The organism is Halobacteriovorax sp. CON-3, assembly GCF_043196995.1.
Taxonomy (GTDB): domain Bacteria; phylum Bdellovibrionota; class Bacteriovoracia; order Bacteriovoracales; family Bacteriovoracaceae; genus Halobacteriovorax_A.
This window is the reverse complement of record NZ_JBEBNA010000002.1, coordinates 1-12,823: the sequence shown is the minus strand read 5'-3', so window position 1 is coordinate 12,823 and position 12,823 is coordinate 1. Positions and strand designations below refer to the sequence as shown.

The 12,823-nt window shown below is 36.2% G+C and carries 13 protein-coding genes; all 13 read right to left on the bottom strand.

What is annotated here, in order from left to right:
- Positions 1-59: 59 nt before the first annotated feature.
- The 13 genes from truA to ABMA72_RS10655 all read right to left on the bottom strand — a co-directional run bounded on the left by truA (position 60) and on the right by ABMA72_RS10655 (position 12,611).
- Positions 60-824, bottom strand: coding sequence for a tRNA pseudouridine(38-40) synthase TruA (truA, locus tag ABMA72_RS10715; protein WP_393057100.1), 765 nt, complete (start codon positions 822-824; stop codon positions 60-62).
- Positions 811-1,785 carry a hypothetical protein gene (locus ABMA72_RS10710; protein WP_392858045.1) on the bottom strand — a complete coding sequence of 325 codons (975 nt, stop codon included), beginning with the start codon at positions 1,783-1,785 and terminating at the stop codon, positions 811-813. The genes truA and ABMA72_RS10710 overlap by 14 nt, the downstream gene beginning before the upstream one ends.
- On the bottom strand, positions 1,766-2,527 hold the full coding sequence (gene pssA / locus ABMA72_RS10705; RefSeq protein ID WP_392858043.1) for a CDP-diacylglycerol--serine O-phosphatidyltransferase: 762 nt from the start codon (positions 2,525-2,527) through the stop codon (positions 1,766-1,768). Before pssA ends, ABMA72_RS10710 begins: the two co-directional genes overlap by 20 nt.
- Before the next feature lie 13 nt (positions 2,528-2,540).
- Positions 2,541-2,987 carry a hypothetical protein gene (locus ABMA72_RS10700; protein WP_393057098.1) on the bottom strand — a complete coding sequence of 149 codons (447 nt, stop codon included), beginning with the start codon at positions 2,985-2,987 and terminating at the stop codon, positions 2,541-2,543.
- Positions 2,988-3,164: 177 nt separating this feature from the next.
- Positions 3,165-3,761 carry a hypothetical protein gene (locus tag ABMA72_RS10695; protein ID WP_393057096.1) on the bottom strand — a complete coding sequence of 199 codons (597 nt, stop codon included), beginning with the start codon at positions 3,759-3,761 and terminating at the stop codon, positions 3,165-3,167.
- On the bottom strand, positions 3,761-5,311 hold the full coding sequence (rseP, locus tag ABMA72_RS10690) for an RIP metalloprotease RseP (protein ID WP_392858037.1): 1,551 nt from the start codon (positions 5,309-5,311) through the stop codon (positions 3,761-3,763). Before rseP ends, ABMA72_RS10695 begins: the two co-directional genes overlap by 1 nt.
- 8 nt (positions 5,312-5,319) lie before the next feature.
- On the bottom strand, positions 5,320-6,138 hold the full coding sequence (locus tag ABMA72_RS10685; protein ID WP_393057094.1) for a phosphatidate cytidylyltransferase: 819 nt from the start codon (positions 6,136-6,138) through the stop codon (positions 5,320-5,322).
- An 11-nt stretch (positions 6,139-6,149) separates the two neighbouring features.
- Positions 6,150-6,905 (bottom strand): polyprenyl diphosphate synthase, encoded by a 756-nt coding sequence (gene uppS / locus ABMA72_RS10680; RefSeq protein WP_392858033.1) that lies wholly within the window; start codon positions 6,903-6,905, stop codon positions 6,150-6,152.
- A 15-nt stretch (positions 6,906-6,920) separates the two neighbouring features.
- Entirely contained in the window at positions 6,921-7,478 is a 558-nt protein-coding gene (gene frr / locus ABMA72_RS10675) for a ribosome recycling factor (protein WP_393057092.1), read from the bottom strand.
- Between the two features lie 17 nt (positions 7,479-7,495).
- A complete protein-coding gene (gene pyrH / locus ABMA72_RS10670) occupies positions 7,496-8,203 on the bottom strand; it encodes a UMP kinase (protein ID WP_392858031.1) in 708 nt (235 codons plus the stop codon).
- A gap of 78 nt (positions 8,204-8,281) precedes the next feature.
- Positions 8,282-9,166, bottom strand: a complete 885-nt coding sequence (tsf, locus tag ABMA72_RS10665; protein ID WP_392858030.1) for a translation elongation factor Ts — start codon at positions 9,164-9,166, stop codon at positions 8,282-8,284.
- A gap of 26 nt (positions 9,167-9,192) precedes the next feature.
- Positions 9,193-9,972 carry a 30S ribosomal protein S2 gene (rpsB, locus tag ABMA72_RS10660; protein WP_021268438.1) on the bottom strand — a complete coding sequence of 260 codons (780 nt, stop codon included), beginning with the start codon at positions 9,970-9,972 and terminating at the stop codon, positions 9,193-9,195.
- 185 nt (positions 9,973-10,157) lie between these two features.
- Complete coding sequence (locus tag ABMA72_RS10655; protein ID WP_393057090.1) at positions 10,158-12,611, bottom strand: DNA translocase FtsK; 2,454 nt, start codon at positions 12,609-12,611, stop codon at positions 10,158-10,160.
- Positions 12,612-12,823 lie beyond the last annotated feature (212 nt).

Genomic DNA, 12,823 nt, shown 5'->3' with positions numbered 1-12,823 from the left:
TAGCCGAAATTAGCTAGAATATGGCAAAAAGTCAATGAATATAAGGGGTTTCAATTGGCCTAATACTCAACCTTAACCAAAAATAGGCCCTGCGGTGGTGCTGTCGGAGCAAGCTTTTCAGCACTTGGATTGGTCAACTGCCCCACAATAACTTCTCTTGAAATCTTTCCTTGAGCACACGACCAGATACTCGAAACAATTAAGCGAACCATCTGCTTCAAGAAGCCATTACCAGTGATTTCCATGATAAAGACACTTTCTTTAAGCCCTGGCCCGTAACTCATCTCACTCTCAAAGACATTGCAGCTTGTTATTTTTCGAATTGTCGACTTAACAGGTGTTCCCTTGGTAGAAAACCCCTCAAAGTCATGCTCGCCGATAAATAGCTGACATGCTTCATTTAGCTTGCCCAAATCTAAATCCTTGCCCAGGTAAGTCACATAATTTCTCAAGAATGGATTAGGCTGTTTTTTTTCTGAAAATACGTAACGATAAGTTTTACTCTTTGCATTAAAGACCGGTTGAAAATCATCAGGAGCATATTCGGAGTCCACAACCTTTATTGCATCTGGTAATTGACTATTAAGTGCACGCATAAGTGCTTTTGGATTAATATCAATGGGAAGAGTTATTCGAGTGACCTGAAAAATTGCATGAACACCTGTATCAGTTCTTCCGCAACCTACAACTTGTATCTCTTCAGATTTAGATAATTGTTTTAAAACTTTTTCAATTTCACCCTGAATACTTTGCTGGCCTATTTGCTTCTGCCATCCAAAGTAATTCGTTCCATCGTACGAAAAAGTAACTTTATAGATACTCAAAGTTAAAGCCTATACCAAAAGACATTCCGCTTACGCTAAAGTCATCTCTTTTAAATCCTGAAATATCCATTGTCTTGGCCATGAGACTAATGCTCATTTCGCTAATGTCACTGAACTTTTTTAGGTCCATTCCGAAATTTGGAAAGATATTATAAATCGAAAAATCAATCGAAGCTGAAGCATTATAACCGTAACCTACTTGGCGAATATCCTTATCGTCATCACCTTGTTCACGATCATCTCTATTTTGCCAAATAGGAGCAATTACTGGCCCACCTTGAGCAGTAATCGAAACTTTCTTTCCAAGGTTTAACTTCGCACCAAGGTTTAAATCAATTGGAAATAACCATAGATTAAATGTTGTTCGTGAAATTGTTCCGTTCCCAAACTTTCCTTTTCCTGAGTTAAATGAAACACCAAGATTTCCCTGAAAGAATGTCGAGACAATATTTCTTTGAAAATAACTTCTATAATTGAACGTAAGATAACCTGCTTGAATCGAGTCAGCTTCAGAGTTATCGTTTTGAAATGTTGATTCGAAAGTCCCCGTACTATCTGAATAATCATAAGTATCGTAGATATAAGTAAAACCAATTTGAGTATTTGCTTTCTGATACGTATTTTTTAATAAATCTTCAGTCTTATACTCAACATATGAATTTGGACTTGGATCTCTTAAGATTGAATCTTCATCAGTGGCCGTTTTCAACCACTCCTTATCTTGTGAACTCATTACAGCATTTTTAAGTTCTTCATCTGTATATTGCTGAGGTATTGAACCAAAGATATCAGGAATCGAATTCTTATCCTCCTCTTCACTAGAACCTTGATCATTTTCATACGGAGAATCTTTTGAATCTAACTCTCCAGGCAGAGGCTGATTAAAGTCTATAGAAAAAACATTTGTACTTGAAATTAATAGCGTACAAATTAAGAGGTTTTTAAGATTCGCTTTCTTCATCTTTATCTTCCCAGTCGAATAGTTCAACTTTAGTATCCTTACTAAAAATATTATACACTAAACATCCAACAACATAGGCTGTAATCAGCACAAAAATCATCAGTTGCTCGTAAATAAGGATTAATACTAGAATGAGAAGAATCATTGCAAGAACCTTGCGGCGATTTTTTCTTACATAATCCGAGTTTTTAAAAGAATTAAACGGAATATTTGAGATCATTAGTAGGGAATAGAAAATCACATATGCGGCGGCATAGTAACTCTGATAGTCACCAAAGTTAAACTCCAGTGTCACCATAATAAAGCCAATAATTGCCAACGCTCCACCAGGAATTGGTAGGCCCTGGAAGTAATTAGATGGAACTTTATTTATATTCGCATTAAATCTTGCAAGTCTTAGAGCACCACATAGTAAGTACAAGAAAGAAATAACCATTCCAGGTCTTCCTAGACCCTGAAAGAACTTAAAGTAGACAATTAAAGCTGGGGCCATTCCAAAAGAGATAACATCACTAATAGAGTCAAATTGTTCACCAAATTGAGACTGTGTCCCTGTCAAACGTGCAACTCTTCCATCAACACTATCAAAAATTGCACCCAGTAGTAGAATCATACATGCAGGATAAAACATACCCTTCATGGCCATGATAATTGAAGCAAATCCACACCCCATATTTAACGCTGTAAAAACATTCGGTAAGAAAAAAGTTAGCTTATGTGGTTGTCCGTCATATCTTGTCATTTGAATTTCCTTCTTATTCTTCTATATAGCGACCTACGATTGTTTCCCCGCCCCTAACCTTTTCATTCATGGCCACAAGGAGTTCAGAGTTTTCGACTTGCATTTTTACAGTAGCACCTAATGGATAGAAACCAATATCAACTTGTCTTCTTCCAAGGTCCCCTGGTAATACAATTAGCTCTGGGTCACGTTTAAAAAATGAATTTATAAAAAATAGTCTAATTTTTCTATCGTTAGAGTCTTCTAAAGTAACTTTTGTTCCAAAGTCCTTGTCATTAAAAATAACGTTATTTACTCTCGCCGAAATTGGTAAATATATCCCATATCCACTCAATAGTCCCATTCTAATTGATAGCTCAGAAACGTTATTCGATATTTTATTAATACCAATAACTTTCCCTGTTACAGGAGCATAAATCGACCCACGAGTTGTTACTTGATCTTCTTTAAATGAACTCAACTTCCTTCTAAATAGGAATAGAAATATACCTACGATTACAAAGTAGATTGAAAATAAATAAAAGCCGAATAATAGTAATAATAGAAATGCTACTACTATAATAAAGTTGATTGTGGACTTAGATAGATAAAATATTTTCACTTTAATAATTTATCAATATTCAACTGACATGTCATACTAAGACTTTTTAAATTCGACGTGAAGTGGACGGAAATAATAAGGCCTCTGTCTCATTCTTTCACTTACAACCTTACTAAAAATCGGTGCGGGGTTCTTACGTAGCACCTCTCGAGTATCCCCTTCACAATGCTCTGAAAGCTCATTTACACCATGAGTATATAATTGTGACTTATCCACAATACCCGAGCAAAATGCTTCAAATTCAGCTTGTGTTAGGAGCTTCTCCTCATCATTTGTACGAATATAATACTCTTTCTTAAATGCCGGAAACATCCAGTGAGTCGAGTCCTGTCCAAGAATACTTGGAATATCAGAGCTATAAAATGAGAAAACTTCAATATCATCTAACTCAAAAACTTGAGCAAGACCTTCTCCTACTCTCATACCAGTGTAAGAACCTGGGCCAGCAATTGAGATAAGACCTTTAATATTACTCACATCAAGGCCATGCTTTGAAAGTAAAGCATGTATATTTTCATGAAGAACTTCAGAAGTCTTCTTTGTTTCAACAACAACATCTTCAACCCAAGAGAAGTTTTCGTCTAAAATTCCAAAGTGTAGAAGATGTGATGTATCAATAAATAAGTAAATCATTAGAAGAATCGCGTAAAATCGTTAAACAACGCCCCAATCATTAGTAGTAATAGAATAGAAAGACCAAATTGCTGGGCAATCTCTAACTTTCTTCTTGATAGTGGCCCACCGTTAATTGCTTCTAAAATTAGAAAAACAATATGCCCACCATCTAATACAGGAATTGGGAATAAGTTAATAACACCAAGGTTGATAGAAATTAACGCCATCAACTGGAAGAAATATGAAATTGAAGTATTGAAAGAATCGGAAGCAACTTTTCCAATCGTAAGTGGTCCACCAATATTCTTTAATGAAACTTCCGCTGTAATTAGTTTTTTAAAGCCTTCAAATGTTTTAACAACTCCATCCCATGTACGATATAAACTTCTTGGAATTGCTTTGAAAAAATTCATTGGCTCAGTTGTGACATACTTACCAGCGGCATAAATACCATGGCTGTAAACCCCAATTAACTTAACTGTTTTACCATTTTCAGTTCTAACGTCAGGAGTAATATTAAACTCTTTACTCTCACCCTTTCTAATAACTTTCAGTGAAGCCTGACCTTCATTTTCTTGGATTTCACCTCTAAGCTCGTCAAATGAATTAACTTCTTTTCCATTAACTGAAGTAATAATATCACCGGCCAACAGTCCTGCTTTATCCGCAGGAGACTTCATCTGAACACTCTTAACAACTAGATCCATAGGAAAGTAGTTATTTGTAAAAAGAGCGTGTTTAAGACCATTCGTTACATCGAGATGAGCAACGGCCTTAGCTTCCTTATCAAATATCGGCTGACTCGTTTCACTATCAATAGACTTAACAGGAAAAAGATCGAGATGTCCTGCCTCAATGGCAAGCTCTTCTAAACTATAGTCAGTATTTGGTTTATTACCTTTAGAAACAATGAATAGATTTCCATCTGCAGATTTAACAATTGGCAGTAGTAAGAAAGGTGGATACTTTACCATTTCTTCAAAGAATTGCTCAGGCTTCATATCAACCTTCACAACTTCTTTTCGACCTAGACGCTCAACAGTTAAAGAATTAATGTGGCCATCACTCTCCAAAACAATATCACTTGGAGAAGTTACCAGGTGCTCATTAACTTTATTAACAATATCTCCACTTCTAAAGCCTAGCTTATAAAAGCGCGTTTCTTTGGCAACACTACCAATTTTTATTTCTGGAACTTTTTCACCTGTTAAGAAAAGTGCAAAGAAGATAAAGAAGGCAAGAATAAAGTTAGCAAGTGGACCTCCAAAAACAATCCAAAATCTTTGCCACTTTTTCTTATGAATAAAAGAAAATTTCTTTTCTTCTTCAGAAATACCATCTTTGTTAAATGGATCATCTCCAAACATCTTCACATATCCACCAAGTGGAATTAAAGAGATGGCGTATTCCGTGTCACCTTTTTTCCATCTAAATAGTTTTGGACCAAAACCAATTGAAAAAACTTCAACTCTTACACCAAAGAGTCTTGCAAATAGGAAATGCCCTAGCTCATGAAAAAATACGAGTGGACCTAAAAATAAAATAAATATAACAATTTTCTCTAACATACTAACCCTTATAAAATCTTATAACTCAACAATAGTGTGTAAAACGGTATAACAAAGAGAAGACTATCGATTCGATCGTAAACCCCACCATGCCCAGGAATTAAGTTCGAGCTATCCTTTACACCTATTTGTCTTTTCAACTTAGACTGAATCAAGTCACCGACTTGACTCAAAATACCTAAAATAAAAAAGATCAGTATATATTTTACCGCAAAATCACCTATTAAATAATACCATACTAAAGTTCCTAATAGACCAGATGTTGCGGCCCCGCCAATTAAACCTTCAACAGTCTTATTAGGACTTACTGTGGCCCATAATTTAGTCTTTCCAAAATTCTTTCCGAAGAACCAAGCCCCAGTATCCATACCGAAGTTAAATACAAGTAGAATAATTACAAGAGCTTGCCAATTAGCATGATTAAGAAGTGAATGAAGATTAAGAAATGGAATCAAAAATATCACCATACTTAAAATTGTTACTCGCTTTAAAAGATTAACAAAATTCATCGACTCCATTGGAGAAATGAACAAGTAACCTATTAGAACAAGATTTAATAAACAACCAATTGAAGGAATAAGAAGTCCATCAAATACATGATTGTTGTTCATTGCCCAAAACTGAATTCCAAGTAAAAGAACAAAGTTAATGAGTGTGAAAATACCTGTTACTTTGAGAGAGAGAAAATTCTTCGCGAATTCATAAAAGCAGGCAGCACTAACAACGATAAGGAGTGCTTCAATACCGACAACGCCAATAGAATATGCTAATGCGACGATACCTATCATTACAATGGCAGATAGGACTCTTTTTTGAGTATTTGTCATTTTAATTCCGTTTAATTTATTAATCTAATATTCTTTCTAATCTTATTTTTTGAAGCGGCCAGTGATTCAGTTTCACAAACTTGCCCAAAACGTCTTTCGCGTTTTTCGACTTCATAAATAATATTTTCAAATTCTTTACATGTGAAATTTGGCCACATCGTTTCAGTGAAATATAATTCACCGTATGCAATTTGCCATAATAGAAAGTTTGAGATTCTTTGATCTCCCCCAGTTCTAATCATTAGGTCAACATCACCTAACTCAGGGGCGTGAAGGGCCTGAGAAATATTCTCCTCAGTAACTTCAATATCTTCAGCAATTAGTTTGTTTACAGCACTAATAATTTCAGCGCGTCCACCATAACCAAATGCAAAAGTAAGCTTTAAACCAGTATTATCTTTCGACTCGTCTTTTAGTCGATTAATAATTTCAATTGTATCTTTTGGAAGTTTTGAAATATCACCAATAATATTAAACTTAATATTATTTTTTAAAACCCTCGTTCTCTCTTTGATAAGAAATTTCTTTAAAAGAAGAAAAAGAGTTCTAATTTCAGAAGGTGGGCGGCCCCAGTTCTCAGTAGAGAACGCATAAAGAGTCAGGGCCTTAATTCCCATGTCGTCAGCTTTTTCAACAACATCACTAACAACAGAACTTCCACGCACATGTCCCCATACACGACGATGAGCGCGGTTCTGTGCCCAGCGCCCATTGCCATCCATTATAATTGCAACATGTTTTAATTTAGACGTTTGAAAGTTCATCATTTATTCAAGTAAAGATTAAAGAGTTAGAAGCTCTTTCTCTTTTGCTGCAATGATCTCGTCTACTTGTTTTGTATACTTATCTGTTACAGTCTGAATTTCAGTATGAAACTTCTTTGAATCATCTTCAGAAATCTCTTTAGCTTTTTCAGCTTTTTTCACAAGTTCATTTCCGTCACGACGAGCGTTACGAATTGCGATTTTGCTATCTTCACCAATCTTTTTAATTTCTTTTACCTGCTCTTTTCTTGTTTGCTCAGTAAGTGCAGGGAATGCAATTCTAATTAGGTTACCGTCATTTGATGGGTTAAGTCCTAAGTTTGCATTGATGATTGATTTTTCAATTTCACTGATAAGAGTTTTATCAAATGGTTGAATTTGAAGAAGTCTCGCTTCTGGAGTTGAAACCTGTCCAACTTGGTTAACAGGAGTTGGAGAACCATAGTAGTCTACAGTAACACCATCTAATACAGAAGCTGATGCACGACCAGTTCTGATTTTTGTTAATTGATGCTTTAGAGAATCAATTGACTTTGACATACCAGTTTCTAATGATGATTTAATTTCATTAATCATAATATACCTCTTATAAATTATTTTAGTACTTTAGTTCCAATGCTTTCGCCTGCTACGGCCTTAGCAATATTACCTTTTTCAAACATATTAAATACCACAATTTCCATCTCATTATCCATACAAAGTGAGATAGCAGCAGAATCCATTACCTTGATTCCTTTATTTAATACGTCGATATATTTTAATTGATCAAACTTGACTGCGTCATCATATTTCATAGGATCTTTATCATAGATTCCGTCAACTTTTGTCGCTTTAAAAATTACCTGTGCGTCAATTTCATTTGCTCTTAGGGCAGCTGCCGTATCTGTCGTAAAGTAAGGGTTTCCTGTACCTGCTGCGAAGATAACAACACGCTTCTTTTCAAGGTGTCTCTCAGCACGACGTCTAATATATGGCTCACATACCTCTTGCATATTAATAGCCGACATTACTCTCGTAAATACACCTTTTTGCTCAAGTGAATCTTGCATTGCAAGTGCATTTATGACAGTCGCCAACATTCCCATATGGTCTGAAGAAGTACGATCCATACCTCTTGTCGCTCCCGCTACACCACGGTGGATATTTCCACCACCAACAACGATAGCAACTTCTACACCCATTGCTACCAGTTCTTTAACCTCTTCAGAAATTTGGTTAAGAACATCGTGAGTTACACCATAACCAGCTTCACCAGCTAAGGCCTCACCAGAAAGTTTTAATAGAATTCTTTTATATTTCATATGTCCCCAATAACACTACAATCAAATTGCAAAAAAAAAGGGCTTAAAAAAGCCCTTTCTTATATTTAGTAATTAATTTTACTGTTGAGTCATCTTAGCAACTTCTTCAGCTAAGTTGTCTTCTTTCTTCTCAATCCCTTCACCAAGGTTGATTTTGTGGAAAGCTTTAACAGTAATATCACCACCAACTTTACCAGCTACGTCAGCAACAAGCTTCTTGATAGTAAAGTCTGGGTTCTTAATGAATACTTGCTCAACAAGACATACTTCTTTAGCAAGTTTTCCAAGTTTACCTTTAACGATCTGATCGATCATGTTTTCAGGTTTACCTTCTTCTTTAAGTTGTGCACGGTAAACTTCTTCTTCTCTCTTTTTGTAGTCTTCATCAATATCATCTGAAGTTAAGAAAGATGGGTTAGCCGCTGCAACGTGCATTGCGATATCTTTTGCAAGTTCCGCAACTTCTGGAGCATCAGTCTTATCAGTTCCTAGTTCAACTAGAACACCGATTTTTCCACCGTGGTTATATGAACCAAGAACACCTGTTGTTTCAACTGCAGCAAATCTTCTTAGGTCGATTTTCTCACCACATTTCATAGTAAGTTCAGTTGTTTCAGCATTCTTAGCATCTTTAAGTTCTTCAATAGAAGCTGGCTTATTTGAAAGAGTCCAAGCAGCAACATTACTTGCGAAACCTTGGAAATCGTCACCTTTAGCAACAAAGTCAGTTTCACAGTTAACTTCAAGAATAACACCCTTGTTACCTTCTACTACAGATACAACTGTACCTTCAGCAGCAACACGGCTTGCTTTCTTAGCAGCTTTTGCTAGACCTTTAGTTCTTAGGAAATCTACTGCTGCCTCTAGGTCACCATTAGTTTCTGTAAGAGCTTTCTTACAGTCCATCATACCTGCACCAGTTTTTTCTCTTAATTCTTTAACAGCACTTGCCGTAATAGCCATTTTTTACCTCGCTAATTAATTATTAATTATTCTTCTTCACCAGCTAAATCGATGTCCTTCTCATACTTAGATAGAATTTCTTCTTCTAGAGCTTTATCAGTAACTTGGTTACCAGCTGCTTTAGCTTTGCTTGCACTACCTGCGATAGCACCTGCGAAGTAATCAGAGAAAAGAGTGATCGACTTGATTGCATCGTCGTTACCTGGAACAACGTAGTCAACACCTTCTGGGTCACAGTTAGTATCAACGATTGCAACAACAGGAATACCTAGCTTGTTAGCTTCTTTTACAGCAATTCTTTCATTGTTTGGATCAACAACTACGATTGCACCTGGAAGCTTTCTCATATCCTTGATACCACCAAGGTTTTTCTCTAGCTTTTCAACTTCTTTACCAACTTTGATTCTTTCTTTCTTAGTTAGTAACTCGAAGTCACCTGTTTCTTTCATTTTTTCAACTTTTCTTAATTTATCGATTGAAAGGTTGATTGTTTTGTAGTTTGTAAGCATCCCTCCTAGCCATCTGTTAGTTACATAATATGCACCACATGACTTAGCAGCAGTCTTAACAGTTTCAGAAGCTTGTCTTTTTGTAGCTACGAAAAGAATTGGCTTACCTTCAGAAGAAGTCTTCTTTAGGAAGTCATAAGCTTTTTTTGCTAAAGGAATAGTTTTAGCAAGGTCAACAATATAGATCCCGTTTCTTTCACCAAATACATATGGCTTCATTTTTGGATTCCACTTGTGAGTCTGGTGACCAAAGTGTGCACCTGCTTTTAAAAGATCATTAATGTTTAATTCTGACATACGAACTCCGCAGTTGGTTAAATACACTAACTCGAACCGAATGGACCAACCCTTCGAGTAGCTGTTTATTTCGCGATATTGCGATGGTGCATTTTTAACACGATGACTCTGCGGATTCAATATTTTTTTGTAATATTTTTAGAGGAATTATTGGCCCTAACTTACCGAAAGAAAGGGCCTTTTAATTATAGAGTTGGTGAATTTCCATCAACGAGAACGCGACGCGGCTTAGCACCCTGAGCAGGACCTACGACTCCACGTTTTTCAAGCTCCTCAATAAGATTTGCTGCTCTGTTGTAACCAATTCTTAATCTTCTCTGTAGCATAGACGCTGACGCTGAGCGAGATTCCATGACAACTTTTACGGCTTCATCATAAAGAGCATCACCTGAGTTTGATGAAGCTGCTGGCGTGATATGTGAACCATACGAGTATTCATCTGTTTCTACTTCTCCACCATTCTCAAGAAATTCCATTGCTTTCTCATCGAAACCTGACTCTAGGGCCTCTAATTTCTGCGTTAGGGCCTCGATTTCTACTTCATCAACATATGAAGAGTGAACACGTTGTGTGTTAATACCATGTTTATAAAGCATATCCCCTTTACCAAGTAGTCTTTCAGCACCGATTTTATCAAGAATCGTACTCGAGTCGGTACGTGAAGATACCCTGAAGGCAACACGTGTTGGGAAGTTTGACTTAATAACACCTGTAATAACATCAACAGAAGGTCTTTGTGTTGCAAGAACAAGGTGGATACCGGCAGCACGGGCCTTAGCTGCAATACGAGCAATATTATTTTCAATTTCTTTTCCGGCCTTAGTAAGAACAAGGTCAGCAAACTCATCGACAATGATTACAATATATGGAAGTTCGTAGTCTTCAGCTGTTGTGTCTTCATAATGGTGGTGAATCTTAGCAAGCATTTCAGGAGTCGCTCTCTTAAGCTTCTCATTGAAACCAGAAATATTACGAACACCAAAGTCAGCAAGAATTCCATAACGACGATCCATTTCCTGACAGGCCCAAAGAAGTGCAATTGATGCAGTTTTTGCATCAGTTACAACAGGCATTAGTAGGTGTGGAAGTTTTGCATAAAGGGCCATCTCAAGTTGCTTAGGGTCAATAAGAATTAATTTCATTTTCTTTGGTGACTTCTTAACAAGTAGTGAAACTAGAAGTGAGTTAATAAATACCGACTTACCAGCACCAGTTGCACCAGCAACAAGCATGTGTGGACACGTCGCTAAATCAATAACAAAAGATTCACCAAAAGCATTCTTCCCCATAGCAATTGGAAGTGAGTACTTAGCATTCTGAAACTCTTTAGAGCTCAATACTTCATCTAAATATATAATATCACGTGGGTTTCTTGGAACTTCAACACCAACAGTATCTTTACCCATCATTGCAGGAACAACACGAATTGGAGCACCATAAAGCGCTAAAGATAAGTCATCAGCAAGACCTGCAATCTTAGAAACCTTAACACCAGCTCCAGGTCTAAATTCGAAAGTATCAACGACTGGACCTTTTAATACGTTTACAATTTCACCCTCAATCTTAAATTCTGTAAGTTTTGATTCTAAGAGAGTAATAATTTGTTCAAAGTATGCTTTATCAGGTTCATTTGAAACCTTTTCAATTGTAGCCTCAGTAGCTGTATCAACAATATTAAAATATTGATTATCGGTAGATGTATCGGCCATACGATTAAGAGGAGCGGTAACAAGAATCTTTTTAACTTGTGGCCCTCTTTGTACGCCTTCTTCAGATTGATCGCTACTCACATCATTGGCTTTAGAAGCTTCAATGCTTTCTTGTGTACTACGAACGATTGTATTTGATTCATCAAAAGCAGGACGTGTAATCTGTGGTTTAATTACGGCCTCTTCAATTTCTTCGTCTTTATCTTCTTCAACTACTGCCCTTTCTTCAACAGTAGTCTTTGCTTTTAAAATATTCTGAGGCTTAATTTTATTAAGTGAGGCAAATAATGAACTCTCTTTCTTATCTTCCTCTTCTTTCTTATCATCTTTAAGGATACTATCCATTCTTTTACGAAGGCTATTATCATGTTCAATCTGAGCAACAGGCTTTTTCTTCTCAAATGGAGCAGCAAGCGCTTGCTTTGCTTGTATAGCTTTAGATGGAACGGCCTTAGTAAAAATAAAAGCCTTAACAATACTTTCCTTAAATCCACCTCTAAATGTTCCAAACAAAAATAGTCCAAAAGCTACACTTGTATAGATGCCTAACCAAAGTGATGTGAAAGCATTCTGTAAAATATATTGAAGGCCAATTCCTAGTGCATCTTGAAAAAAGAAAAATGATACGGCCCCAGAAAAAAAGACTAGAGGAAAAAAGTTTAAGACATCAACCATATACTCACGTTTGTCGTAAATAAAAGTATGGCAAAGCGAAAAAACAAAAAATGGAATCAAAATCCAAGGGCCACTGAAGTAAGAACCAAACTTAACCATTGAGAAGAAATAATAGCTTAAAATATTACCCGAGTTATCAGATGTAATCGTAAAGTAATTATCCGGTAAATCATTTCCAAAATAGAAAGAGATAAAAGAGAATAATGTTAAGATAAATAGGATAACTAGTTGAGTTTTAAGGATATTTTTCTTCATACATCTATTGTATATGAAATGTAAGTAAAGGCAAAAGAAAAGGCCGAAAACCCTTCTAGAAGCAAGATAAAAACAAATAGACTATTAAAAATAGAAATTTTATGGCCACAAACAAAAAAAGCCAGATCATAAGATCTGGCTTTTTATATAGAAGGTGCATCTTCCTAGTCTCACACCAAGTTACCCTGGCACTACCTTCGGCGCAAGCGGGC